At 53.1% G+C, this 24861-nt stretch carries 27 protein-coding genes and 1 other annotated feature; of the genes, 7 read left to right on the top strand and 20 right to left on the bottom strand.

Annotated features, from left to right (window positions below; translation table 11 throughout):
* Positions 1-42: 42 nt before the first annotated feature.
* The 8 genes from rpsA to prsW form a co-directional block, all read right to left on the bottom strand.
* Positions 43-1215: a 30S ribosomal protein S1 gene (gene rpsA / locus RGB73_RS13265; protein ID WP_310772711.1), complete on the bottom strand. Its 1173-nt coding sequence runs from the start codon at positions 1213-1215 to the stop codon at positions 43-45.
* Between the two features lie 186 nt (positions 1216-1401).
* Entirely contained in the window at positions 1402-1995 is a 594-nt protein-coding gene (locus tag RGB73_RS13260) for a lysophospholipid acyltransferase family protein (RefSeq protein WP_310772708.1), read from the bottom strand.
* Positions 1992-2663 (bottom strand): (d)CMP kinase, encoded by a 672-nt coding sequence (gene cmk / locus RGB73_RS13255; protein WP_310772706.1) that lies wholly within the window; start codon positions 2661-2663, stop codon positions 1992-1994. Before cmk ends, RGB73_RS13260 begins: the two co-directional genes overlap by 4 nt.
* Before the next feature lie 139 nt (positions 2664-2802).
* Positions 2803-2985: a hypothetical protein gene (locus RGB73_RS13250; protein ID WP_310772704.1), complete on the bottom strand. Its 183-nt coding sequence runs from the start codon at positions 2983-2985 to the stop codon at positions 2803-2805.
* 27 nt (positions 2986-3012) lie between these two features.
* Positions 3013-3696: a flagellar brake protein gene (locus RGB73_RS13245; RefSeq protein WP_310772702.1), complete on the bottom strand. Its 684-nt coding sequence runs from the start codon at positions 3694-3696 to the stop codon at positions 3013-3015.
* 119 nt (positions 3697-3815) lie between these two features.
* On the bottom strand, positions 3816-5183 hold the full coding sequence (gene ypeB / locus RGB73_RS13240) for a germination protein YpeB (RefSeq protein ID WP_310772700.1): 1368 nt from the start codon (positions 5181-5183) through the stop codon (positions 3816-3818).
* Positions 5184-5384: 201 nt separating this feature from the next.
* On the bottom strand, positions 5385-5543 hold the full coding sequence (locus RGB73_RS13235) for a hypothetical protein (RefSeq protein ID WP_310772698.1): 159 nt from the start codon (positions 5541-5543) through the stop codon (positions 5385-5387).
* 20 nt (positions 5544-5563) lie between these two features.
* Positions 5564-6238 (bottom strand): glutamic-type intramembrane protease PrsW, encoded by a 675-nt coding sequence (gene prsW / locus RGB73_RS13230; RefSeq protein WP_310772696.1) that lies wholly within the window; start codon positions 6236-6238, stop codon positions 5564-5566.
* 83 nt (positions 6239-6321) lie between these two features.
* On the opposite strand from prsW, the gene RGB73_RS13225 reads away from it, so the two are divergent.
* Complete coding sequence (locus tag RGB73_RS13225; protein ID WP_310772694.1) at positions 6322-7293, top strand: asparaginase; 972 nt, start codon at positions 6322-6324, stop codon at positions 7291-7293.
* Positions 7294-7379: 86 nt separating this feature from the next.
* Here RGB73_RS13225 and RGB73_RS13220 read toward each other — a convergent pair whose 3' ends face one another.
* The 10 genes from RGB73_RS13220 to RGB73_RS13180 form a co-directional block, all read right to left on the bottom strand.
* Complete coding sequence (locus RGB73_RS13220) at positions 7380-8612, bottom strand: Glu/Leu/Phe/Val family dehydrogenase (RefSeq protein WP_396136214.1); 1233 nt, start codon at positions 8610-8612, stop codon at positions 7380-7382.
* A 96-nt stretch (positions 8613-8708) separates the two neighbouring features.
* Positions 8709-9155, bottom strand: a complete 447-nt coding sequence (locus RGB73_RS13215) for a hypothetical protein (protein WP_310772691.1) — start codon at positions 9153-9155, stop codon at positions 8709-8711.
* 102 nt (positions 9156-9257) lie between these two features.
* Positions 9258-9860, bottom strand: coding sequence for a genetic competence negative regulator (locus RGB73_RS13210; RefSeq protein WP_310772689.1), 603 nt, complete (start codon positions 9858-9860; stop codon positions 9258-9260).
* A gap of 242 nt (positions 9861-10102) precedes the next feature.
* A complete protein-coding gene (locus RGB73_RS13205; RefSeq protein ID WP_310772687.1) occupies positions 10103-10513 on the bottom strand; it encodes a hypothetical protein in 411 nt (136 codons plus the stop codon).
* A 109-nt stretch (positions 10514-10622) separates the two neighbouring features.
* On the bottom strand, positions 10623-10958 hold the full coding sequence (locus RGB73_RS30610) for an FAD-dependent oxidoreductase (protein WP_396136189.1): 336 nt from the start codon (positions 10956-10958) through the stop codon (positions 10623-10625).
* A complete protein-coding gene (locus RGB73_RS13200) occupies positions 10846-11478 on the bottom strand; it encodes an NAD(P)/FAD-dependent oxidoreductase (protein ID WP_310772685.1) in 633 nt (210 codons plus the stop codon). The genes RGB73_RS30610 and RGB73_RS13200 overlap by 113 nt, the downstream gene beginning before the upstream one ends.
* A 61-nt stretch (positions 11479-11539) precedes the next feature.
* Positions 11540-12217, bottom strand: a complete 678-nt coding sequence (locus RGB73_RS13195) for a LysM peptidoglycan-binding domain-containing protein (protein WP_310772683.1) — start codon at positions 12215-12217, stop codon at positions 11540-11542.
* On the bottom strand, positions 12214-12774 hold the full coding sequence (locus tag RGB73_RS13190; RefSeq protein WP_310772681.1) for a CPBP family intramembrane glutamic endopeptidase: 561 nt from the start codon (positions 12772-12774) through the stop codon (positions 12214-12216). The genes RGB73_RS13195 and RGB73_RS13190 overlap by 4 nt, the downstream gene beginning before the upstream one ends.
* 34 nt (positions 12775-12808) lie before the next feature.
* Entirely contained in the window at positions 12809-14326 is a 1518-nt protein-coding gene (locus RGB73_RS13185; protein ID WP_310772679.1) for a RecQ family ATP-dependent DNA helicase, read from the bottom strand.
* Positions 14323-15435, bottom strand: a complete 1113-nt coding sequence (locus RGB73_RS13180; protein ID WP_310772678.1) for a YpbB family protein — start codon at positions 15433-15435, stop codon at positions 14323-14325. The genes RGB73_RS13185 and RGB73_RS13180 overlap by 4 nt, the downstream gene beginning before the upstream one ends.
* 66 nt (positions 15436-15501) lie before the next feature.
* Between RGB73_RS13180 and RGB73_RS13175 the strand changes: the two genes are divergently transcribed.
* The 6 genes from RGB73_RS13175 to RGB73_RS13150 all read left to right on the top strand — a co-directional run bounded on the left by RGB73_RS13175 (position 15502) and on the right by RGB73_RS13150 (position 21832).
* Positions 15502-16422: a hypothetical protein gene (locus tag RGB73_RS13175; RefSeq protein ID WP_310772676.1), complete on the top strand. Its 921-nt coding sequence runs from the start codon at positions 15502-15504 to the stop codon at positions 16420-16422.
* A 101-nt stretch (positions 16423-16523) separates the two neighbouring features.
* Positions 16524-16730: a ferredoxin gene (locus tag RGB73_RS13170; RefSeq protein WP_005836244.1), complete on the top strand. Its 207-nt coding sequence runs from the start codon at positions 16524-16526 to the stop codon at positions 16728-16730.
* A 363-nt stretch (positions 16731-17093) separates the two neighbouring features.
* Positions 17094-17337: a binding site (T-box leader), on the top strand.
* Between the two features lie 71 nt (positions 17338-17408).
* Positions 17409-18563, top strand: coding sequence for a pyridoxal-phosphate-dependent aminotransferase family protein (locus RGB73_RS13165; RefSeq protein WP_310772673.1), 1155 nt, complete (start codon positions 17409-17411; stop codon positions 18561-18563).
* Positions 18556-20139: a phosphoglycerate dehydrogenase gene (serA, locus tag RGB73_RS13160; RefSeq protein WP_310772671.1), complete on the top strand. Its 1584-nt coding sequence runs from the start codon at positions 18556-18558 to the stop codon at positions 20137-20139. The genes RGB73_RS13165 and serA overlap by 8 nt, the downstream gene beginning before the upstream one ends.
* Before the next feature lie 121 nt (positions 20140-20260).
* Positions 20261-21544, top strand: coding sequence for an ArsB/NhaD family transporter (locus RGB73_RS13155; RefSeq protein ID WP_310772669.1), 1284 nt, complete (start codon positions 20261-20263; stop codon positions 21542-21544).
* 12 nt (positions 21545-21556) lie between these two features.
* The gene (locus RGB73_RS13150) at positions 21557-21832 is read left to right on the top strand and encodes a hypothetical protein (protein WP_310772667.1); all 276 of its coding nucleotides are present in this window, start codon (positions 21557-21559) and stop codon (positions 21830-21832) included.
* An 80-nt stretch (positions 21833-21912) separates the two neighbouring features.
* Here RGB73_RS13150 and RGB73_RS13145 read toward each other — a convergent pair whose 3' ends face one another.
* Positions 21913-23049 (bottom strand): HAD family hydrolase, encoded by a 1137-nt coding sequence (locus RGB73_RS13145; RefSeq protein ID WP_310772665.1) that lies wholly within the window; start codon positions 23047-23049, stop codon positions 21913-21915.
* Between the two features lie 14 nt (positions 23050-23063).
* Complete coding sequence (locus RGB73_RS13140) at positions 23064-24860, bottom strand: ATP-binding protein (protein WP_310772663.1); 1797 nt, start codon at positions 24858-24860, stop codon at positions 23064-23066.
* Between the last annotated feature and the right edge of the window lies 1 nt (position 24861).

The raw sequence follows: 24861 nt of genomic DNA, 5'->3' as shown, positions 1-24861 counted from the left end.
AAAAAGGGATACGCCTGTGCGTATCCCCTCATCTATCATTGCTTACTTGAATTTGTCTTTCAGGTCGCCAAACAGCTCGCCCAGCGTTACGCCCATCGGCTGGTTGTTTTCTTGCTGGAATTGCTGCTGCTCTTTTTTGCTGGCACGCTCTGCCTGCTCCACGCGATCTTCCTCGACGGCGCGAATGCTCAGGCTGATACGCTGCTCTTGCGGGACGATGTCCAGGATTTTCACCTGTACTTCTTGGCCTTCTTTCAGGACCTCTCCAGGTGTGTTTACACGACGGTTGGCAATTTGGGAAATGTGAACCAGCCCTTCGATGCCAGGTGCCACTTCCACGAATGCACCGAACGAAACCAGACGCTTGACGGTACCGTTCACGACGGAGCCCACTTTGAATTCGTCAGCCACTTTCGCCCAAGGGCCCGCCTGCGTTTCCTTGATGCTCAGACCGATCCGCTCATTTTCCTTGTCGACTTTGAGCACTTTCACGGTTACCTTGTCGCCCTCTTTTACGACGTCGGAAGGCTTATCGACGCGATTCCACGCCAGCTCAGAAACGTGTACGAGGCCGTCAACTCCGCCGATGTCGACAAAGACGCCGAAGTCTGTCATGCGCTGCACAGTACCTTCGAGGATTTGTCCCGGCTGAATTTTATCCAGTACCGATTGCTTTTGTTGCTTGGCTTCCTCTTCCAGGACAGCTTTGTGGGAGAGGATTACTTTGTTCTTTTCTTTGTCCATTTCAACGACTTTGAGGGTCAAAGACTTCCCTTTGTAATCGGAAAAGTCCTCAACAAAATGGCGCTCTACCATCGAAGCAGGGATAAAGCCGCGTACGCCGACATCAACGACGAGACCGCCTTTGACTACTTCCTTGACGGTTGCCTCGATGATCTCGCCATCCGCCATCTTTTTCTCCAGGTCTGCCCAGGAAGATTCCATGGCGACCGCTTTTTTGGACACCACGAGCTCTTCCTTCTCGTCGTTCAGCTTGATCACCTTCACTTCGAAGGTGTCGCCGACGGCTACCACGTCCGATACTTTTTCGACGTGCAGGGGAGAAAGTTCACTGATCGGAATGAGTCCATCGTATTTGTAGCCGACGTCGACCAAAGCTTGTTTGTCTTCCACTTTCGTTACGGTAGCCTTGACGACATCCCCCACGGAAACCGTCTTTGCATCTGTTAGACTTACGTTCGTTTCTTCCATCATCCAAAAGACCTCCTTAATACCATCCAGTCCCAGACCATCTATGTAGACGTTCTTTTTACCACGTTACACGAAGCGGGAGCATGTATATTTTTAACTGCCGCCCGAGGGCTTGCAGTTCCTACTGACGAAGCCAGTATGTTCCAGCAGAATTAGTATTCTACCCTTTAGTAATTCTATACCGTCTGCTTAGGAACGATGCTGATCAAGCAATTCTCGGATGTGCCGCATAATCAGATCGCTTGTCTCTTTTAACGTATCTGCGTTCGACTTGACCTCACGCAACGCTGTCAGGTCGATCGGCTCGCCGTATACGATTTTGATGGGGCGGAACCAACGGTATGGCCCGACGATTGCGACCGGAATGACCTGTGCCTGCGATTTGAGGGCGAATAGGGCGACACCATGCATACCTTCACCAAGTTCACCTGTCTTGCTGCGTGTGCCTTCCGGAAATATTCCCAAGATTTTCCCATCTTCCAGCAGTTTCAGCGTCGCCCGGATCGCTGCACGGTCGCCTGCCCCTCTCTTGACCGGAAATGCTCCGAACTTGGTGATCAGGAAAGAGAGAACGGGGATGCGGAACAGCTCTTCCTTCGCCATGAAATTCACCATGCGCTCGATTCCTGAACCGAGCAGCGGCGGATCCCACAGCGAAATGTGATTGGCGCAAAGAATGACAGGGCCTTCCTTAGGTATATGTTCACGCCCGATTACTTGCCATCGAAAGACAAGCGAAAAAATAATCCGAAAAAAGCCTCGAAATGTACGATAGTAACTCACTGGGCGGACTCTCCCATTCGCTCGCAAATTTGCAGGATTTTTTCCACGACCTCATCGATGCTCATCCCGGTGGTATCCACCAGCACGGCATCTTCCGCCTGACGAAGGGGAGCTGCTTCCCTGTTCATGTCGCGGTAGTCGCGCTCTGCGATTTCCTTCTCCAGATCGGCGAGCTGTGCCTGACTTCCTTTTGCGAGGAGTTCTTTCCATCTTCTCTCGGCCCGCTCCCGAATGGAAGCAGTCAGAAAGATCTTCACCTCAGCGTCGGGCAGCACGTGAGTCCCGATATCTCTTCCGTCCATCACGACGTTGCCCTGCTTTGCCAAGTTTCTTTGCAACACCAGCATCTGTTCACGAACGGAACCGTAGCTGGCCACGATGGAAGCGTATTGGCTCACTTCCGGCGTCCGGATCCACGCGGTCACATCGGTGTCATTCCAGTACACATGCTGCTGTCCGCCTTCGCGAACCAGTCGAATCTGGTTGTGCTGCAGCAGTTCGGACACGGTACGCTCGTCGGCGATAGGAAGTCCTTGGTTGTGGACAGCCCATGCCAACGCCCGATACATCGAACCTGTATCGATGTAAACGTATTCCAGGCGACTTGCAACTTTCCCTGCAACAGTACTTTTTCCTGCTCCCGCTGGTCCATCAATGGCAATGTTCATCTACGTCTCACCTGCTATGTACTGTAAATTCGGAAAGGGAATAGAAACAAGAAAAGCTTCTGTCGAAGCCTCTACCATACATCTGCCTGTTTCTATGTTATCTATAATAGTACCATAGTATGGAAGCTTGCGCAAACCCTCATGGGAGTCTAGAAACTCCTTCCAGCCGCTCCGTCTCGACCAGAAACAGCCGCGTCGGCGCGTACTGGATCAGCATTTCTCCGACGGTGAGAGCCATCGCACAAACAACAATTCCGATCATGATGCCTTTTTCCATCCTGCCTGCGAAACGTCGAAAGCACTCGTTGTACTGACTCGTCACCTGCTTCACGTCCTTTTGGATCGGATGTTACTCAACAACTCCCTTTTTGCGTAGCTCCAACTGTCTTTCATAGCATGCGCGGACCACTTTTGCCCGATCCTGTTCGCTGATTTGCACAAACTTGCCCGAAATCCACTGATGCAAGCCTTTTTTCTCGGCCGGCTTCTGGCGTACGACCTCCATGACTGCGCTTGCATGCTGCACAGCTCCCGATTTGTTCGGCATGGATATCCACACCTGGACCTTGTCGCCCGTTTGCAGCCGGTATGATTCTTCACAGGTAAAAGACAAGCCCCCGCCGCTGATATCGACCGTTCTGGCGAGAAAATGATAGCGCCTGATGGGGTCGTCCAGCTTGATGGCAACGTCCAGGGAAGAGTCAATCCGCAAATAGTTGCGACGCTGCGTACGGTGAATGGCATCCTTTGCGGGCAATTGCAAAAACAACACCGGGATGTGCTCGCTTCTCCTGCCCACGATCGTGGAACGGAAATCGAACCGGGAGCCATCCTCCCCCAGATACCAGACTTCGCAGGCTTCCCCCGCCCCGAACAAGCCTGTGCGACCCGTATCTTCATTGGTCGGCAATTCGATTAACGCAATCTCGTCTTGAATGTCCACGATTCTGCTCTTGTAAGTATGCTCCCGCGTCTCTTCAGAGGAACCCGTAAAACTGAGTCGTATTGATTGTCCAATTCTTGGTAGCAACATGTGGAAACGTTCCTCCTTTTTCCCCTCTCACGTTTCCATTATATACCCATGCGCTGCGTTACGGCAAATGGGGAAAGCCACTAAAATCAAGGCTTCCCCCACTATTGCCGCACATGATTTTACCTCTCCGCACGATCACCTTTTCCGGTATCCATTTTCACGACTTCTTCCTCTTCCCCGTTCTCCGCATTAATGTAGATCATGTAGGGGCTGTTGTCGAAGTCGCAAGCCATTTCCCAGACGAGCACTTCGTTTCCGTCGTTCTTGCCTTCGATCAGAGCCAGACGTTCACTCGTCACCTTCACGCTCGGATTGACTTTTTTCCGCGCCTCCTCCTTGGTGATACGCGGCTTGGGCAACGTGCGCTGCTTGTTGTTGAACAAGTACTCGGTCGCATTGAACCCGGTGACTTCCCCATTGTCGAGAGCGACTTGAACCGTCATGGAGTCCGGGTAAATGCGTACCCCATCCTTCATCGGGACAAACGTGTACACGGCGCTGTTTCCGTAGCTGTCCGTCTCTGTCACGGCCATATCCTTGAAGCCGCGGTGCTCCAAAAACTTGCGTCCGAGCTCTTCTCCCTGCTTCATGTCGATGGTTTCTTTGCCTACCGCACGTTCGTTCATCATCCAGACCACTTTCCCGCCGCGTTTCGTCACGTCCAGGTGGGTCGTATGCTTTTGGTCGGGAGAGCTCACTCGAACGCTAAACGCATTGTATTGCTGGCCCTGCCCGTTCTCATCCACTTCTATTCGGGCACCCTTCGCCTTGTCTCTCAAAAACTCCGTCGCGATGCGCTGAGCATCCTCCTTGGTGATCGTTTTGCCATCGAGCCCTTTGATCCGCTGCTGTTTCTTTTTATCCAGGCTTTGGATGCCGACTCCCCAATCCAGGTCCGGATACTCCTGCACCTTTTTCTCGATGGTTTGGAATCCGTCGACAATCGTGTTGTCCGATTTTTTGTCGTCGGAAGCAAGTGCCGTCTCCACATCCATCCAGCGCAGCTGATTATTGATGACATTGGACTGCACCTTGCGCAGCTCATTTTGAATATCGGCGGAATGCTTATGCAAGCTTTTCAGCGTGCCGTATTCTTTTTCGGTCAGCGGTTGCTTGTCCAGATCTCTCACAGCTACCCGGTAGGAGAAATCTGCGACCCGGGAAAGCATTTCTTCCGTCTTGCTGAACGGCATCAACGTGAGCGGCAATTGCCCCACGTCAGACTGGGCCGCATAGGCGAGGCGCCATACGCTCGTCAATGTAGGAGTCATCTGGCGGCGCGAATTGACGACCAGCGCCTTCCCCAATTCGTCATGAAGTTTGTCCACGTGGTATGTCAGATCATGAAAAGCCCGTTGATATGAGTTTTCCGCCTTGATCAGCACCGAGTTTTTCTCATTGTGCTCCTGATACCCCCACACACCCGCCCCTACCAGCGCGACCAGGGCTACGGGAAACAAGATGCGTGCAGTAGCTCCGTAAACCATATGTTATACTCCTCCTTTCAGCAGTCAAAAACTAATCCAGAAAAGCGGAATCGTGTAGCCCTGAAGCTACATCCCCTTTGGCTTTTCGTGAAGTCTCTGCATAGTGTTAGTGGAGGAAGTATGGATTATACACAGATTCTGGGGAGAGCTCCGCTTGCCATACAAAAAAGACCGACGCGCAAAAACGCATCGGCCTCTCTGTCAAGTCTCGTCTACACTGAAATGCTTGTCATTGTCGCACAGGCATTGCTTGAAGCCTGTTTCTACCTGTCCACCCGGCTCGCGGCGGCCCCTCAGGGTGAATTTTTCTCCACAGACATTGCAGCGAATGGTAACTTTTGCACGTTGGTTTTTCAGCACGTTTCGTCTCCTCCTCTCGTCTATTGTGGACGCGAAGAGAGCTTTTTAGAACCGAAATCGTGGGCGCGCTGCACCTTTTTCAGCCCTTGCCACCAGAGGATGAGCATGAACGGTACGATTACCACCAGCCAGTTTTGGACAGACAAAAAGATGGCGTTGTACAACGCATGCAATCCGATTGGCAAAGCTACTGAGACCCAGAGAAACACCCGCTCTTTGACAGCGGACTTGGAGAACTTCGCCAATCCCAGATAATATCCCATCCACACTGCGAACAAGGCATGGCTGGACACCGGCAACAGAGCCCGCCATAAGGCGATATCCATTCCATTGATAATCAAGTAAAACAGGTTTTCCAACGTAGCGAAGCCGAGCGAAACTGCCACGGCGTATACGATCCCGTCATACGGCTCATCGAATTCTACATGTTTGTACGCTGTAAAAAAAATGACCATCCATTTGAAAAATTCCTCTACTACTGCGGATTGGAACACTTCCGCGACAATGCCGTCCCGCCAGTTCCACTCATTCTGCATGATGTACTGGATCACCATGACAGGGATCACCAGCAGCACCCCAAAGATAAATGACCGGATCACCATCGAAATCGGCTCCGGTTCCAGGCTATCACGCAGGTAAAAATAGCTCAAGATGGCAATACCGGGGGCGACTGCCGCTCCGATCATAGCAATCATCTGCGTATTGCTCCTTTACACAAGGCTGATATTCATCGTACCATGAATACTGGTTGCTGAAAACCCGTTACAGGAGAGAGATCATGTTGAAAAAAATACTGGTACTCAATACAGGCGGCACCATCGCCATGTCTGTCGACGACACAGAAGGCGTAAAACCGCTGGACGATCAAGCGGTCAACAAAATTGTGCCATTCCTCGAACGCTATGCCGACATCACGATGAAAAATGTCCTGAATTTGCCAAGCCCGCATATGACTCCTGCCATTATGAACCAACTGCGGCTGCACATCGAACAGGAGCTCGCCGCCCAGCCGTACGACGGACTCGTGATCACCCACGGCACGGATACATTGGAGGAAACCGCGTACTTCCTCGATCTGACTTTGGCCCTGACGATCCCCGTCGTCGTAACCGGAGCCATGCGAAGCAGCAACGAGCTCGGAGCAGACGGCCCTGTCAATCTGATATCGTCCGTTCGGACCGCCGCCGATCCTGACAGTGTGAACAAAGGCGTGCTGGTGGTTTTCAACGATGAAATTCATGCGGCTTGCCACGTAACCAAGACCCACACGAGCAACGTGGCGACCTTCCAATCGCCTCAATACGGTCCAATCGGCACCATCGCCAAGAAACATGTGCACTATCACCACGCTCCCCTCACACGCGAGCATTACGCCATCACTCATGCGGATGCCAACGTGCCGCTGATCAAGGCGGTAGCGGGGATGGATCCCTCCTGGCTGCAATTTTTGCTGGAGCAGCCGATCGACGGTCTGGTCATTGAAGCATTCGGCCTTGGCAACCTCCCCCCTGCCATCCTCCCTACATTGAAACAGGTGTTGGCGAAAGGCATTCCGATCGTGCTCGTCTCCCGCTGCTACAACGGACAGGTGCAGGACGTCTATGATTACGAAGGCGGCGGACGCCAGTTGAAGGAGCTCGGCGTCATCTTCTCCAACGGCCTGAATGGACAAAAAGCACGGCTGAAACTGATGGTAACCCTCCAGCACACCCGCGATTTTCAACAATTGCAGAAGCTGTTTGATCAGTAAACGGCGGATGATAAAAAAACCCCTCCTTGGTTTTGGCCAAAGAGGGGTTTTGGTTATGGGATGCGGAGTACAGAACGGAACTTCGATTATACCCAGCCACGGAAGCGGGATGCTTCTGCCATTTTGCGTGCCCCCACCATGTATGCGGAAAGGCGCATGTCTACGCGGCGTGTTTGGGACAGGGAGTATACGTTCTCGAAAGAACGAACCATCACTTGTTCCAGTTTTTCTTCCACTTCTTCTTCTGTCCAGTAGTAGCCTTGGTTGTTTTGCACCCACTCGAAGTAGGACACAGTCACGCCGCCTGCACTTGCCAGTACGTCCGGAACGAGCAGGATACCGCGTTCTGTCAAGATTTTGGTCGCTTCGAGAGTGGTCGGACCGTTTGCTGCTTCCACCACGATCTGCGCCTTGATATTGTGAGCGTTTGCAGCAGTGATTTGGTTTTCAATGGCTGCCGGCACCAAGATATCGCATTCCAGTTCGAGCAGTTCTTTGTTTGTGATCGTGTTGTTGAACAGCTTGGTCACGGTTCCGAAAGAGTCGCGGCGATCGAGCAGATAGTCGATGTCCAGACCGTTCGGATCGTGCAGAGCGCCGTATGCGTCGGAAATTCCCACTACTTTCGCACCTGCATCGTGCATGAATTTCGCCAGGTAGCTACCTGCGTTACCAAAGCCTTGGATTACTACGCGAGCGCCCTTCACGTCGATGTTGCGGCGTTTGGCAGCTTCGCGGATGCAGATGGTTACACCTTTCGCCGTAGCTGTTTCACGGCCATGGGAACCACCCAGTGCGATCGGTTTGCCCGTAATGAAACCAGGGGAGTCAAATTCACGGATACGGCTATATTCGTCCATCATCCATGCCATGATTTGCGAGTTCGTAAAGACGTCCGGAGCCGGAATGTCTTTCGTCGGTCCCACAAGCTGGCTGATTGCGCGAACGTAACCGCGGCTCAGTCTCTCCAGTTCACGGAAAGACATTTCACGCGGGTCGCAAATGATACCGCCTTTACCGCCACCGTATGGCAGATCGACGATACCTGCTTTGAGGCTCATCCAGATAGAAAGTGCTTTAACTTCATCCTCAGTAACTTCCGGGTGGAAACGAATGCCCCCCTTGGTCGGACCTACAGCATCGTTGTGCTGTGCACGATAGCCCGTAAACACTTTCACTTCGCCGTTATCCATGCGAACGGGAATGCGTACGGTCAGAACGCGCAGCGGCTCCTTCAAGAGTTCATACATCGATTCTTGGTAACCTAGTTTCTCCAGTGCTTCCTTGATCACCACTTGAGTAGATTTCAGCAAGTTCATGCTTTCTTGCTTTTCATTCCCTTGGGTGCTTTCGGTTACCACGTCTTGATTACCCATTACTTACCACCTCAAAAATGTTATCGGTAAACGCAGCCTTTAGTATACATGTTTGTCTTTCGGATGAGAAGCGTAAAAAAAACCTTTTTTCCAATTCGGAAGCGTTTTCTTCGTTTCATGCGCATATTCATTCAAAGGATTTCCAGCAGCCAAAAACGTTGATATGAGTAGTCTGAATTGACTGTACAAGCACGAAAATGCGATAACGTCCATATGTGTAGGCTCCCCAAATGGGGCCGTTTCATTACCAGTTGAGTGAAACCGTTCCGCCGTAACATGGTGAAATGATGGAAGTTTATTCATGGACAATTTTTTTCGGAGAATGCGTATTTTTTGCTTCAGACGGGGCATTCGCAAACGTTTTTCTTCCAGACCGGCAACACCTTTTCCACAAACCCCCAACACTCTGACCAGCGCCTCTGCGGGCAAAGCGTTGGCAGTAACGCGAAAAATCGGAAACTTCCCTTTCTTTTGCCAAAATTTCAAGACCAAAAAGAGACCAAAAAGTCAAAAAACGACCCCTGAAAACAGCAAAAGCACCTAGCGGTTGACTAGGTGCTGTTTTTATCTTCCCAGGCTTTCAAGCGATCATGTGAAATGCCTGCATATTTCCTTGACTGCATCATCTGCCACGACAACTTTTCCGTATTCCTCCAGCACGTAAATGGTTGTCGGCGTCGCTTCCCCGTACTCAGAGAGAATCGCAATCAGCTTGTGGTAGCGCTCCTGATCCAGTTCCACCTCTTCCAGCACCAAATGATATTTGCCCTGGTAGAAATAAGCGGAACCACCATTTGTCAAAAGAGCGTTTATGCGATGAGCGGCTTCGACCATATGCTCAAAATCTCGGAAGGCGTAGATGATGAGGTCGCTTTCCTCCAACGTCACCTCAAGCTCATACACGTCTTCGTCGTCGAATTCCTCTTCTTCTTTTCCTTCCTTCGAGCCGGTCTTGCCCCGTGTCACGATTACGACCATCCCCTGAGCTGGCAAGGCGAACACTTCAACGGCAACAGGCCCTGACACTTCAAAACCCAATTCATGATACGCCTGCTCCATCATGTCGTTGAACAGTTCATGTACTTTAGGAATGTCACGCCACATGTCTTCTTTCTCTATCCCGCGCTCTGACAGGTCGTCAAACGTTAAAAAGATTCGTATTTTATCTTGACCAAGGCGTTCAACACGCATGACTGTCCCTCCTCGCCATCCAGTCGTACTACAAAATATGATGGTAAGCCTGTAAGAGTTCTCCGCATTTTCCGACGAATACCCGCTCTTCATTCAACCATTTTTAGCGTTTGGGAAAATCCGAGGTAGTCCTATCATATCACATTTGTTATCCAGAACATAGCCACGGGGGTGACGGGCGTGTCGTTCGCGCACATTCGCGGTCGCTGTCGAATCCGATGGGAGAAGATTGGCACCGCCTGTCAATTCCTGCGCTTTCCCAGGAAAAGCAGGTCTCCCCTCGTCATTTCGTACATGACGGCAAGCACAGCAGTGAAGGTGGTGGCGACAGGCATTTTGGCGAACTGTATGACGAGCAGAAAAAACGTGAACAGGCACAACGTCAGGTGCATCCAAACGAGCGCTCCGCCTGCATTTCGCAGGAAAATGTACTGCTGTACGTGAAAATGCAGCAAGCCGAACAAGAGAAACGAAGCGAGCGCAAACAAAAAAGCGGATAGCAATAGTTCAACCGGCGAAAACAGAAGAAGCGAAAGCCAGTCGCCGATGTGGGTAAGCTGGTGGTGTCCTGATGGAAATGCACGCAGTGCCCCATTTCCCAAGATCCAGGCAAGGACCCCTACCAGCAAGCTTCTCCCCATGATGGCCACCACGCGAGGTTCCTCCTATTTGCAGCCCTTTTCTTCCCATAGTATTGACCTTTGCTAGTTCGGGTTCCTCAGCGGCAGGCGCGAAGATCACCCGGCAAACAAAAAACGCCGGTCATCGGCGTTTTTTTGCATCCAGTTCGCGCAACCGCTTTTGAATCCAGATAGCGGCCAGCGCACCGTCCCCCATCGCCACAGCAACTTGTTGCGAATGCTCTCCAATATCCCCAACAGCCCAAACATTTGGATGGTCGGTTTCTTTCGTTCGCGGGTTCGTCAAGACGTGTCCCTTTGGATTGAGCCGAACCGAAAAGCCCTGCAGGAGACCAGTTTGCACCTTAGCCCCGGGAATGGCAAGGAATGCCCTCGTGACCTCCAACTGATGTCCCGAACGGAAACGCTTTTTCTTGCAGCTCTTGCCTCCAATCGTCTTCCACGGGACTTTTCTCATGATTCACCACGACGATGTCTGTCGTATAGTGGGCAAGCTCGTCCGCCATGCCAATCGCTTGCGGCAATGCCCCGATTACCGCCACCTTCTGCCCGACCGTCTCATAACCGTCGCAATCCGGGCACAAGAAGACGGACACACCCAGACATTCATGGATTCCCGGTAGGTCAGGGAAAGGATCGCGTATTCCGGTCGCCATGACCAGCGTCCGTGCATGCAAAGGAGAGGACGCGCTTTTGGTATAGATGAAAAAGCCTCGATCTCCTTCGCTTCGCAGAGAGATCACTTCCTCTTCGACAAAGACGGCTCCGTACTTGGCCGCCTGCTCCCTGCCGAGTTGGCGCAGGCTTTCTCCGCTGATTCCTTCTGGAAATCCCAAAAGGTTGCGGTAGCCTTTCGCGATCATAGACCTCCCGCCCGGAATGTCTACGACCGCGACACGGCGCAAGCTCCTCGCCAATTGAATGGCAGTCTGCAACCCGCCGATTCCTCCGCCAACGATGATGGTATCGTATATCACCGGCAATCGCCACCCGTCATTTCGCATTTCCCCCTAGCATAACCCGGGAAGCAAAATACCATTACGGGGAAAGCGGGACCAGGATCACTTTTCCGGCTGTCAGCTGCGCTTCCACCGACAGGCCGTTGTAGGAAGCGATGCGGGCCACGTTCGAGTTGTTGCCGTAATATTTGCGCGAAAGCATGTAGAGCGTCTCGCCCTTTTGTACCACATGTTTGACGGCTTTCGGCTTCTGTGCGGTGCTGCTTGTCACCGGCTTCGGACTGTTCGACGCCGGTCCCGGATTATCTCCAGTTCCTTGGCTTGCCTTTGCGCCCTTTTCCTCAGTTCGGCCGAAGGATGAAACAGTGCCTGCCGTTTGCCCCATTTCTTGGGTGGAAGCAGGCGGCGCGGATGAATGGCCATCCCGGGAAGGCAGAGTTGGTGTTGGCTGCCCCTGAGTGGCGGACGAAGCCACCGTGACCGGAGCTGACGAAGCATTCGGTTCGACCGCACCAGCTGCTGACTGTTTGTCCTGATCATCCCCGGTGCCTGCCGGTTCTGTCGTTACCACGGGCCCGCCTTCTGCAGCCGGCGGTTTACTGACCTTCGCCTGGTACAGTTCGATTCCGATTACGCCGAAAAACAGCGCACCAAACACAACCAGTCCCGATTGAATAATCCTTTTGAACGAAAATGGCCCCGCTGGGCGATTCCTGCGATGGCGCCTAGGCGGCAGCCCGGTTTGTTCCAAGCTCACTCTTTCTCCCCCTTCCCCTTTTTCAATGTGTACTGCAAGTAAAAGGCCAGCAACAGATCAATCGCGATATGGGCGGTGATCGACGGCCACAAAGTGCCTTCCCATTCATACAAAAGTCCCAGCAGCATGCTGGTGGTAAAAACACTGAGAAAAAGCAGCGGCTTCTTCAAATATCGGATATGGATGACCGTAAATATGACGCTCGTCCCCAAATTCCCGGCAAAATGCTGGACGACGCCGCGAAACAGCCACTCTTCTCCCACCCCGACCGAAATGCAGACCAGTACGGTCATGAGCGGCGACATGCTTCCAAATACCAGCTCGTTCACATTGCCATCGTCTTGCCAATGTGGCGGCAGAAAGCGGTCCATAGCGATGCTCGCCACTACAATCGACAGCGCGAAGCCCATCGCCAGTGTCATGCCTGTCCACTTTGGCATATCAAAAAGTCCTGCCGTTCCGCCTATCCCATGGACGAGAAAGCTGCCGACCGCAGCGATTGCCAGAACCACTACTTGTGTCAGCCAGAGATTTAACCGCAAATTAGCTTCATCCATCTCTTGCCCACTGTCCCTCCCTGTGATTTTCCCCCTATTCCTTTTTCGGCAAAAGGTTCTCCAACGCCTGCCGCAAATTCCAAACGTTCTCGTCCTTGTTTCCAGCCCCGGTGTTCCGATCACCACGATAAGCCTGCTTGTCCAGTCCGCAGCGGGAGCAGCAATGAAGGGAAAAGCGCCTCTCCTCCTCGGAGAAGTAGCGATTCAATTTTTTGCGCAGGCATTCAGCCGATTCCTCTATATATAAGCGCATTGCATGCAGCTTTTGCATCTTCAAACGCTTCCGCCTGTCCATCTCCAGCCAAATTTGCCGTGGAGTTTCCATGGTCCTGTCGATCGCAGCCGCGACTTCTGATCGCCCGCTCGCGTCCTGGGCATAAAACGTCAGCATCTGGACCATTTCTTCCGACATTTCAAGAGCAGCGCAGGCTTCTGCGTTCACAGGATGGCCGGCAGCAAACCATTGACAGAACCTGGCGACCTGGGCCTGTGTCGGGTATTCCTTTTCGACCATGTGCTGATGAATCAGCCAATCGTCCTCTACGTAAAACAAGACGGCGTACCCTGGCTCTCCGTCACGCCCCACGCGGCCTATTTCTTGCGCGTATGCCTCCAGGCTGGCCGGCATCTGATAGTGGATGACATAGCGAATGTCAGGCTTGTCGATGCCCATGCCAAAGGCGTTCGTAGCGATGATGACATCGAGCTCCCCGGACAAATATTGCGTCTGGATCAACATCCGCTCCATGCTGTCCATCCCGCCGTGATAGCCGTGCACCCTTTTTTTGCCCGACAGCTGATAGGTAGCGACGAGTGCTTCGACCGCGCTTCGCGTACTGCAGTAAACAATACCGGGACCTTTCAGTTCGTCGATCAGCCCGATGACCTGCTCGCGGCGCTCTACTTCGTCTTGTACCGAAAGTAGATCGAGGGCAATATTCGCCCGGTTGACCGGTTGAACAATGACATCGTCCAATTCGATATGCAGCAGCTCGCGAATTTCGTCGCGAACATCGGAAGTGGCAGTAGCGGTAACCGCTATAACCGGCGGGTTTCCCAGCTGGCGAATCGCGTCAGGCAGCCTCAGGTAGTCTGTCCGAAAATCATGGCCCCACTGAGAAATGCAGTGAGCCTCGTCGACTGCAACAAGAGATACTCCCACCCGCCGCAATGCCGACTGAATGTAAGGCTGCTGCAGCTTTTCCGGCGAGATGTACAGCAGCTTGTACTTTCTGCTCGCCAGACCTTGCATGATCTCCCGCGCTTCTCCCTGGTCCTGTGTACTGTTGATGTACGCCGCTGCGATTTTCCTCTTCGCTCTCAGCTGCTGCACCTGATCGATCATCAGCGAAATCAACGGGGAAACTACCACAGTGATACCCGGCAGAAGCAGAGCGGGGAGCTGGTACGTAACCGACTTTCCTCCTCCCGTCGCCAGCAGGGCAAGGACATTGCGGCCGTTCAGCACACGACGGATGACTTCTTCCTGACCCGGCCGAAAGGAATCATGCCCGAAATGGTCTTTCAGTTTTTGCAGAAGCATTCCGTTCATTCCCCGCCCTCCCCCTGTCTGCGCGCCAGTGCCAGGCGAATTTGCAAGTAAGAGACGGAAGCGCCCGCTTGGTCTTTGATCAGCCGAAGCCTGCTCGTTTGCAGTTGTTCGCTGATCTGCACAATCAGGGCTCCCAGGCCGGGATCCAAGTAAGCCGAGCAATCCCACTCCGGGCAGCGCAGGGCGATTTCCGCCAGATGGTCTTCTACGGTGCTGATCTTGATTTTTCGGGCTGTGGCAATTTGTTCGATTCCCCATCCTCGACGGATCAGGGAATACGTGCGGGCGGCGCTTTCCGTCAGGCGGGCGTCCAGCTTATCGTCCTGGACGGCCAAGCGCGAAAGCAAGTCAAACTGTCCTGGCTCCATCTGCAATCGCTGGAGCGACGCCGCCAGTCCATAGCGAAACAGCAGGTGCAGATAGGCAGCGGGTTCTTCAAGCTTTTGGGCCAGCTGTCCCAGCGTTTTTCCCACTTGGCTTGCCCCGGACAATTGTCCGACGAGCAACATCTGCACGCGCTCCGGCAATGAAGACCACAGTCGATGCAGCTCCTCGCACAGTTGCCGTTGCCACAGGGCTCTGGCTTTTTGCGTAGCGACTTGCTCCTTGACCCACTGCTGTATTTTTTTGTCGGATACGACAGGCAAGAATCCGAGGTCTTCCGCCAGAAGATGGGAAACCGTCTGCACGAGCAGATGCAGTCGATGCCAAAACAGCTCGATCCGTTGGGCAATGCCCGCGTCGGTAAACGGACCGAACCATTGATCGAGCTGATAGCTCTCCCGCCATTCACGGGCCTGACTAATGCCCTTCGCGGTCACGGCAAAAGACGGTTTGGCGCTCGCTCCCTTCACAGTCAGCGGCTCGATCAGCCCGTCTTGCAACAAAGTTGAAACAATTTTCTCCCAATCCTCTTTTGAAAAACGGGGAAACATCCGATAATACGGATAAAGGTGGTACAAGTGCACGTCTTGCAGAGTCTGATTGGCTTTTCGGCCCCGCAATATGTAGTAGGCTGCCTGAAGCGTTCGCTCGTTGGCAAGCGGAATCATGGCGTTTAAGGCGACAGCGCTAAGAATTTCCTGTGCCGCAATGCTCCGGTTATTCATTGGTACTCCTTTATTTGATCTTTCTTTACTTTTATTATTCGCTGCATCATCAGACGGAGGAGTTTTATGACAAAACGATTGAAAAAGTCAGAATTTATGATGGCGTACATGATCATCATAACACTTGCTTGCACGGTTGGTGGATTTTTTTTCGGCGCCCATTACATGAAGACGCGAATCGCAGCCGAGCAAGCCGCCAAGCAGGAAACGGAACAGAAAGAAGCCCAAAAAGAAAAGATGCTGAAAGAGCAAAAGCTCTATAACGAACAGGACTTCGTCCGGTTTTATTACGCAGTTTACGCTCCCCTGCTCGATTTTCGCCAGGCTCATTTCGAGGAGATGGGCAAGTGGGCTTCGCTGGATCAAACGCAAAGAGCCGATTCGTTGAAGCGATTGACCAAGATGGCAGAGCGGACTTTGAGCACTTTGGAAAAGAACGTGCCGCTGCCCACTTCTCCGCTGCTGGCACAATCCCACACCACTTTTACAAACAGCCTCCGGGCTTATTTGGATAGTATGGAGCAACTGCGATCCGATCAGAATAGTAATGCCCAGAGCCCAGCTGACATCGCTTCACGCCTGACGCTGTTCCAAAACAGCTGGCTTTCGGCCCAGGAGCTGCTGTACCAGTCTGTTGCGGTATGGGAATCCGCCTATGTACGAAAACAGCCGATGCCAAAAACGGTTCCAACCGCAACCGTCAGCACAAATGAATGGAAGCAGTATCCTTTCCATTACCGGACGTACCTCGCCGCTATCGCGATGTCTGGACAGAAACAATGGAGAAATTACAGTCCGGAAGACCTGACGGCGCGGATCGACAAGCTGCTTGCCTCCAATGAGGCCCAGTCGCTGGGAGTCCACGATGTAAAGAGTGCGCTTCTGCTTTTGGAAGCGACAGATGCCGTGCATGCAGGGGATTTCAAGCAAATGAGCAGCAAACTCTACTCCGGGCTGCATACTCCGGAAATTCCGATTTACAGGTAAGTACATTTTTAGACTGATTCAATCTTGAAATCTTGTCAGCAAGAGCATACAATGGTCTATGATAGTGGACGTACCACTTCGTAATGGGAGGTGAAACCACGATGACAACATGGGTAGATAAAGATACTTGTATTGCCTGCGGCGCTTGTGGAGCGACCGCTCCTGACGTCTTTGACTACGACGATGAGGGCTTGGCTTTCAACAAATTGGATGACAACTCCAACAGTGTTGAAATCCCAGACATTCTTCAAGACGACGTTCGCGACGCTGCTGAAGGATGCCCAACTGACTCGATCAAAGTGGAATAGTGATTCCGACTTCATGGGAAGAAAACCTCTCCGCCATTTGGGCGCGAGAGGTTTTTCAGTTTCTTCGCAATCGCCGATGAACGGTTGATCAGCAAATTTTCATTTCCACTTCGCCTTGGATTCGATACAATAAAATCACAGAAAAACCGAACATTAAAACGGCTTTTTTCCATTTTTCGTGAGACTAATATCCTAACGTTCGGTTTTTGGTTGTTTTTCAGACTGTTCAAGACTTCAATTGACCTTTATTTACGAACAAAAAATACTTTTTCATAGATAACGTTCTTTTTTTCTGTTTTTTGTGCTTGACGCTCCCCTTTTTGCCGTGTTATCGTAAGTACAAATCTTACGAACACATAATGCAAAACAGCGATGACGAAGAAACGCTGTGCCCTGGAAACCCTCAGAGAGCCGATGGTTGCTGCGAATCGGCGGTTCCAATCACAGATAAGCACTTTCGAGCTGTTGCGTCGAACGAGGCCCACCTCCTGTAGACGCGAACGGTAGATCCGTTATCTCTTTAGGTCATGTACCTGCTAAGGCTCTTCTTTGAGAAAAGAAGGGTAAATGAGGGTGGCACCGCGAAGCAAAGCCTCTCGTCCCTCACTGTTCTGTGATAGGAGCAGTGTGAGAACGGGAGGTTTTTTATTTTGCTTGTATTCAAGGAGGAGAGAGAGCATGTTTACTGACAAATTGATTTTGAGAATCCCGGGTCCTACCCCGATCCCGCCGCGCGTGCAAAGCGCCATGAACCAGCCGATGATCGGTCATCGCAGCGGCAAGTTCTCCGCTCTGTTCGCACGTACAGCTGAGCGCCTCAAGCCGTATTTCGGAACCAAGCAAGATGTCTACATCATCGCGGGAAGCGGAACAAGCGCATTGGAAATGGGTGTAGTCAACACCCTCCAGCCAGGAGATGAAGCGGCAATTCTGGTCAGCGGCAACTTCGGCGAACGCTTCGCCAAAATTTGCGAGCGCTACGGCATTGTTGCTCACCGCCTTGAGGTTCCTTGGGGCACGGCAGTCACTCCGGAGCTTCTGGACTCGTTCCTGAATGAAAAGCCGCAAGTGAAGGCCGTCTTTGCTACCTACTGTGAAACTTCTACCGGGGTGCAAAACCCGATCGCCGAGCTGGCACAGGTCATCCGCAAAAAGACGGACGCTCTGTTCATCGTAGACGCAGTGAGCTGCCTGGGCGCTGTCCCTTGCGAAATGGACGCCTGGGGTGTCGACATCGTGGTGACAGGCTCTCAGAAAGCGTTTATGCTCCCTACCGGCCTCGCCTTCCTGGCAGCCAGCGAACGCGCCTGGTCCGTCATCGAAAAGAACAAGTCGCTCGCGTTTTACCTGGATCTGAAAGCGTACCGTAAGAGCCTGGCTGATCAAACCACACCGTATACGCCTGCTGTATCCTTGATCTTCGGCCTCGCGGAAGTGCTCGACATGATGGAAGAGGAGAGCTTGCCTGCCATCGTCAAACGCCACGAGCTCATGCGCGATATGACCCGCGCGGCGATGCGGGCACTGGGAATCAAGCTGATGGCCGAAGACGCCTACGCAGCGACGACCGTCACTTCCTGCGACCCGCAAGGCGCTTTTGATGCCGAAGCGATGCGCAAGGCTCTGACCAAGCATTACAACATCACCATCGCAGGCGGACAGCAGCATCTGAAAGGAAAGATTTTCCGTATCGGCCACATGGGCTACTGCGAACCGCTCGACGTCCTGCAAGTCATCGCTGCCCTTGAAATGTCGCTCCACAAAATCGGTGCCCCTGTCGAACTGGGCGCCGGCGTAAAAGCTGCTCAGGAGGTGCTCATCGCACATGTATAAAGTACTGATTACGGACCCACTTAGCGAATTTGGTATTCAACAGCTGCTGGACGCTCCCGACGTCGAAGTCGTTCGTCAAACCAACCTCTCCCCTAGCGATCTGCTCGCTGTTATCGGAGACTACGATGCCCTGCTCGTCCGCAGCCAGACGCAAGTGACAGCAGAAGTGTTCGCGGCAGGCAAAAAGCTGAAAGCCGTAGGCCGTGCCGGTGTGGGTGTCGACAACATCGATGTGAACGCCGCTACCCAGGCCGGTATTCCGGTCATCAATGCCCCTGACGGAAATACGATTTCTACTGCAGAGCACTCCTTTGCGATGCTGATGGCAGTCGCCCGCAACATTCCGCAGGCTCACAAGAAACTGGTGGACGGCACTTGGGACCGCAAAAGCTTTCAAGGTGTCGAGCTGAACAACAAAGTGCTCGGCGTCATCGGAATGGGACGGATCGGCTCCGAGGTAGCAAAACGCGCGAAAGCGTTTGGTATGACCGTCATGGGCTACGATCCATTCCTGACAGAGGAGCGCGCGCAAAAAATGGGCGTCATCCACGCAACGGTCGACGAGATTTGCCGAAATGCCGACTTCATCACCGTGCACACTCCGCTCACGAAAGAAACCCGCCACATTATCAGCTCCCGCGAATTCGCGAAGATGAAGGATGGCGTGCGCCTCATCAACTGCGCTCGCGGCGGGATCATCGATGAAAAAGCGTTGTACGAAGCGCTGACGACCGGAAAAGTAGCCGGAGCCGCATTGGATGTCTACGAAGAAGAACCGCCTGTAGACAACCCGCTGGTCGGTCATCCGAAAGTCGTCACGACCCCTCACTTGGGTGCTTCCACCATCGAAGCCCAAGAAAATGTGGCCGTAGATGTATCCGAGGAGATTCTCAAGGTGCTGCGTGGAGAGCCGTTCAAAAATGCAGTGAACTTGCCTTCGATCCCGGCGCACGTCATGGAAAAAGTGCAGCCGTACTTCACTCTCGGCGAAAAATTGGGGCACTTCCTCGCACAGGTGACTGTCGGCTCCATTTCGGAAGTGGAGATCAAATACAGCGGCGAACTGACCGATGTCGATACGTCGCCGCTGACGCGCACTGTGCTGAAAGGAGTGCTGTCTTTCCGCCTGGGTGAAGAAGTGAATTTCGTGAATGCGCCGCTTCTGGCCAAGGTTCGCGACATCACAGTAACGGAACAGAAAGCCGCTCAGAACAAGGGCTTTACGAACTTGCTGACGGTTTCCCTGAAAACGACGCAGGAAACGCGTACCGTAGCAGGTACCCGCCTGAACGGATACGGCGCCCGGATCGTGAAAATCGACGACTATGCGATCGACGTCGCTCCGGAAGGCTATCTGCTCTACATTCACCACAATGACCGTCCGGGTGTAATCGGACGAGTCGGTTCCATTCTCGGCGAAAACAGCGTCAACATCGCTACCATGCAGGTCGGTCGTCGCGACGTCGGCGGAGACGCGATCATGATGCTGTCCGTAGACAAGCCGCTCACTGCTGAGCTGCTGGATACCATGGGTGAACTGGCCGAAGTCAAAAGCGTGACACAAATCGAGCTGTAAGGGATCGCTTTATTCGTAAGGCTTGAAAAGACCTGGCTGCGAGCCGGGTCTTTTTCTTTACCCTTTTTTTCCTTCTCGCTATAATAGGACAAGACCACCCTGCAAATGAAAGGAGCTTCTTATGACGAATCAGGCGCTGTTTGCCATCGGCATCTTTTTAGTCACGTACGCATTCATTATTAGTGAAAAGCTGCACCGCACTATCGTTGCGATGTCCGGCGGGATCCTCATGGTTTTGTTTGGCATCGTAAGCCAGGAGCAGGCCATCCATCACATCGACTTCAACACATTGGGGCTGCTCATCGGGATGATGATCCTGGTAGCCATCACCGCGCAGACAGGCGTGTTTAAATACGTCGCCATCCGCGCTGCCAAGGCTGCAAAGGGCAAGCCCATTCGAATCCTTGTCTACTTAAGTATTATCACAGCGGTCGCGTCCGCCTTTCTGGACAACGTGACGACTGTTCTGCTGATCGTTCCGGTCACGTTCAGCATCGCACGCCAACTGCAATTGAACCCGATCCCCTTTTTGATCAGTGAGATTATTGCTTCAAATGCAGGGGGAACCGCGACACTGATTGGCGATCCTCCCAATATCATGATCGGCAGTGCTGTACCCGAACTCGATTTCATGGCCTTTTTGTTCAACCTCGCTCCCGTTATCGTGATCATTATGGCCGTTACGATCCTCTGTTTCGTGTTCATTTACCGCAAGCAATTGGTCACAACACCGGAACTGAGCGCGAAGATCATGCAGCTGAACGAACGCGACGAGATTACCGACACCGTTTTGCTGAAAAAATCGTTAACCGTCATGGCTTTGACGATCATCGGGTTCATGCTGCACGGTGCTCTTGAGCTCGAGTCCGCCACGATCGCTTTGACTGGCGCCTTCCTTTTGCTCTTGCTCACCGGCGAGCACTACTTGGAGGATGCCATCAGCAAAGTCGAGTGGAATACCATCTTCTTCTTCATCGGCTTGTTTGTCCTCGTCTCGGGGCTGGTTGAAACCGGTGTCATCGGAAAACTCGCGGCAGAAGCCATGAAGCTGACCGGTGGCGATCCACTTCATACCTCCCTGCTCATTTTGTGGCTGAGTGCGATCGCTTCCGCTTTTATCGACAACATTCCTTTCGTCGCGACGATGATCCCGATGATCAAGGAAATGGGCTCTCTTGGCATCACGAACTTAGAACCACTATGGTGGAGCCTTGCGCTCGGGGCGTGTCTGGGCGGTAACGGTACGCTGATTGGAGCAAGCGCCAACGTCATCGTCGCAGGACTGGCCTCCAAGGAAGGACACAACATCAGCTTCGTCGGCTTCCTGAAAGTCGCTTTCCCGCTGATGCTCATCTCCATAGTGATTTCTCATCTCTACGTATACTTGCGCTATTTCATTTGGTGAGGAGGAAACCGCTTGCTGAGCTATACCTTTGACGAATCTTTGATCGATATTCAGAAGATCGAAAACCACAACGACGTCTCGTTCCAAATCGTCGTCAAATCCGAGGAGATGCGCAAACGTCTCAAGCAAGTTCGCACATTTTTCGAGGAGAACAAGGACTATACGGACGCGCTGTTTTACTCGCACGAAGATGGCACGTACGAGGTGATCGTGCGCAAGAATGTCGTGGATCTGTTTTTGATTCACGCCTTCCGTTGTCAATGCCTGAAATCGCTGCAATGGGAATAAAAGAGGTCAGCAAAAAGACTCCGCCTGGATCTGCCAGACGGAGTCTTTTTTGAGTCAATCGATTCGCGTTCGTCCTCGCCCTATTTCAGAATGGACAGGAGACCGCGTACATCGTCGAGGATGTAGTCGGCTTTGACTTCCTCAAACTTGGACCGCGCCTCCTGACCAGACAGGCCGGTGAGCGTAGCCGCAAATTGGCAGCCGATGGAACGTGCCGCGAGGAAATCCGCCATAGAGTCTCCGACGATCAACACTTCCTCCCCATTGGCGATCGGGAGAGGAATGTTCACCACACCGCTGTTCGGGGCAGATAATCCCAGCATCCCTTTTACATAGGAAAAAGGATGCGGCTTGGACAAGGGAGCATGCTCCGGATATTCCTCTTCGGCCTGCAATACGTGGGACGCCGTCACGATACGATCCGGGTCAAACCATTCCAGGACCTTCAATTCATTCAAAGGGACGTGTGTCTCGATCGTCGGCCGTCCGGTGCCAATCCCGAGCGTATACCCCTTCTCTTTCAATGTGCGAAGCAGCTCGATCAGCTCAGCTGGCGGAACGATCGGAATTTCATCGGCCAGAAAGCCTTTCTTGCCGGGCTGCATCGTGTCTCTGCCGATGGAAGCGGCGACCCGCTCATCGCCGAGGTACCATTCCTGAAACGTCTCCTGACAAAGCTCCCACAGCACGCTGTTGCGCGAGAACGTGTCCGTCTCGATACCGCAGCGCTCCTTGGCAATTTGATTGAGATAAAGCAGCATCTCCGCCTTTTGCGCAGTACCCTTCGCGAAATCGGGAGTAAACGCAGCGTAGTCGGGAGCAAAGCCTGGAGCGTATGCCTCTTTCCACACTCGCAGCTGTGCCAGCTTCTCACGGTCGATCTGCCCGCCAAGCAGGCTGGCTGCTTTCTCCCCCATTTGCGATTTCAATTCCTCAACCAGTCGTATCAAATGATAGGAAAACGTCAAGTAGACCATGTCCCAGTTGGAGTTGATCCCCCGTGCTTTGATCAAGTCCAGCACTTCGTCTCTCGCGAACACCTCTTCGCGAATCCGGCGAATATCGGTTTCCTGCGGAGCGGGGGTAAAGGCGTCCGACTTCAGCCCGAGGTATTGCGGGCTGTACAGCAGCTCCCATACAGTCAGTGCGGACGCGTCAAAGTAACGTTCTTCACTGAGCATGACGCCATCCACATCAAACAAGATCGTCTTGATCATTTCTCTCTACACTCCTATTTTGTCTTCGCTTGGACAGGCAGGGCTATCGTAAACGTCGTTCCTTCTCCCAGCTTGCTCTGTACGTTGATCGTCCCACCGTGCGCCTCTACGAGGTTCCGCGCAATCGCGAGACCAAGGCCCGTGCCGCCTACCCGACCGCGCGTCCGAGCCTTGTCCGCCTTGTAAAAACGCTCAAACACGAACGGCAGGTCTTCCTGTGGAATACCGCTGCCCGTATCGCTAATTTCCAGCAGCAGCGTCTTGTCTTTTTCTCCGCGGGCCCGAATCGTCACACTTCCGCTTGCCGGCGTGTGCCTCAATGCATTGTCGATCAGATTCGTCAGCACCTGCTCCATCCGATCCGGATCGATGTTCACTTCGCTGTGAGTGGTCGCCATGTCAAGAAGCAGATGAATGTCCCGCTCCCGAGCCAGATTGGTGAATTTGCGCTGGATTCGCTCCATATAAGGCCGCAGCTCCACAGTTTCCCGGAACAGCTCTACATGCCCCGCTTCCATCCGCGCCAGGCTGAGCAGTTCATTGACGAGCTTGGTCATGCGCACCGATTCGTCGTAGATGATCTGCGCCAGCTCCTTGTGCTCTTCGGGCGTCGTGGCGAAGTCGTCCACGATCGCTTCGCTGTATCCTTGCAGCATGGACAGAGGCGTGCGCAGCTCATGGGAAACGTTGGCGACGAAATCGTTGCGCATCTTGTCCAGTTTGCGCTCCTGTGTCATGTCCCTGAGAGCCGCAACCGCTCCGCGAATTTGCTCGCGGTCGTTCACCGGCACCATGACCAGCGCCCAGATGCGTCCCTGCAGGGGTATATCCTCCGTCACTTCCTGTCCGGTCTGGACGACTTGCTGATAAATCGAGAACAGCGGAATCGGTTCGGACGGATGCTCGTATTTCCAATCCCGCAAAAAGCGCTCAGCCGGAGGGTTGGTCAAAGCGATCTTGCCTTCCGTATCGATCATCACGACTCCGTCGACCATGCTGCGCAATACGCTGGCAAGCTGCTCCTTTTCCTTGGACAAGGCATCGACGAGCTGATTGAGCCGAGTGGCCATCGTATTGAACGAAGCAGCCAGCTCGCCCAGCTCGTCCGTCGTCCGGATGGGAATCTCCGCATGGAAGTCCCCTTCCGCAATCCGATGGGCGGTCTCCTTCATCTGCCGCAGCGGAATCGTGATTCTCGAGGAGAGGAAAAAGGCGAAAACAGTCGTGGAAATAAAGGCGATGACCCCCACCACGAAAATGAGGAATCGTACTTCGTTCACCGTATCATCAAAATCTTCGATCGCCTGATACATGACGACCGATCCGTACTGTGCCGCAGCGGATTTCATCGGGACAGCCACCGCGAGTATTTGTATATTGGCGTTTGGATTGTTCTGTCCGCCGCCCCCGACTGGCAAATAGATCCGCTCGGGTGCTGGATGCTTGCCTGCCAGTGCGTCCTGCAGCCTTAGCTCGGGCGCAGCCAGCAGCTGGTCGATCGGAATTGGGGGAAGACCTTTCCCTTCGCTCGTTCCAATCACTTTTTTCTGGTTGTCCAGCACGACCATCCCGGTATGGTGCACGACGCCAAACGTCGCAGCCATCTCCAGCGCCCGCTGCGTATCCTCGCTGGCGGACAGGCCGTTTGACAGACCTTCCGCTAGCTCTTGCAAGTTTTTGGTTTGCCGATTCGTGTAAAAGCTATCGAAGGACTGTACGATCAGCAGGCTGAAAATCGTCAAGACCAGGGCAAACAAGGCGATAATGGTCATCCATAGCTTTCCGACTACGCTGCGAAAATAGACGTCCACG

This window comes from Brevibacillus brevis (genome assembly GCF_031583145.1).
GTDB lineage: Bacteria > Bacillota > Bacilli > Brevibacillales > Brevibacillaceae > Brevibacillus > Brevibacillus brevis_E.
The sequence above is the reverse complement of the archived record's forward strand: the minus strand, read 5'-3'. Positions and strand labels throughout refer to the sequence as shown.

Coding starts and splice junctions, on each gene's coding strand:
- rpsA (WP_310772711.1), bottom strand. CDS start 1,215: ATGATGGAAGAAACGAACGTAAGTCTAACAGATGCAAAGACGGTTTCC.
- cmk (WP_310772706.1), bottom strand. CDS start 2,663: ATGAACATTGCCATTGATGGACCAGCGGGAGCAGGAAAAAGTACTGTT.
- RGB73_RS13245 (WP_310772702.1), bottom strand. CDS start 3,696: ATGTTGCTACCAAGAATTGGACAATCAATACGACTCAGTTTTACGGGT.
- ypeB (WP_310772700.1), bottom strand. CDS start 5,183: ATGGTTTACGGAGCTACTGCACGCATCTTGTTTCCCGTAGCCCTGGTC.
- prsW (WP_310772696.1), bottom strand. CDS start 6,238: ATGATTGCTATGATCGGAGCGGCAGTCGCCCCCGGTATTGCCATCTTG.
- RGB73_RS13225 (WP_310772694.1), top strand. CDS start 6,322: ATGTTGAAAAAAATACTGGTACTCAATACAGGCGGCACCATCGCCATG.
- RGB73_RS13220 (WP_396136214.1), bottom strand. CDS start 8,612: ATGAACTTGCTGAAATCTACTCAAGTGGTGATCAAGGAAGCACTGGAG.
- RGB73_RS13210 (WP_310772689.1), bottom strand. CDS start 9,860: ATGCGTGTTGAACGCCTTGGTCAAGATAAAATACGAATCTTTTTAACG.
- RGB73_RS30610 (WP_396136189.1), bottom strand. CDS start 10,958: ATGAGAAAAGTCCCGTGGAAGACGATTGGAGGCAAGAGCTGCAAGAAA.
- RGB73_RS13190 (WP_310772681.1), bottom strand. CDS start 12,774: ATGGATGAAGCTAATTTGCGGTTAAATCTCTGGCTGACACAAGTAGTG.
- RGB73_RS13185 (WP_310772679.1), bottom strand. CDS start 14,326: ATGAACGGAATGCTTCTGCAAAAACTGAAAGACCATTTCGGGCATGAT.
- RGB73_RS13180 (WP_310772678.1), bottom strand. CDS start 15,435: ATGAATAACCGGAGCATTGCGGCACAGGAAATTCTTAGCGCTGTCGCC.
- RGB73_RS13175 (WP_310772676.1), top strand. CDS start 15,502: ATGACAAAACGATTGAAAAAGTCAGAATTTATGATGGCGTACATGATC.
- RGB73_RS13170 (WP_005836244.1), top strand. CDS start 16,524: ATGACAACATGGGTAGATAAAGATACTTGTATTGCCTGCGGCGCTTGT.
- RGB73_RS13165 (WP_310772673.1), top strand. CDS start 17,409: ATGTTTACTGACAAATTGATTTTGAGAATCCCGGGTCCTACCCCGATC.
- serA (WP_310772671.1), top strand. CDS start 18,556: ATGTATAAAGTACTGATTACGGACCCACTTAGCGAATTTGGTATTCAA.
- RGB73_RS13155 (WP_310772669.1), top strand. CDS start 20,261: ATGACGAATCAGGCGCTGTTTGCCATCGGCATCTTTTTAGTCACGTAC.
- RGB73_RS13145 (WP_310772665.1), bottom strand. CDS start 23,049: ATGATCAAGACGATCTTGTTTGATGTGGATGGCGTCATGCTCAGTGAA.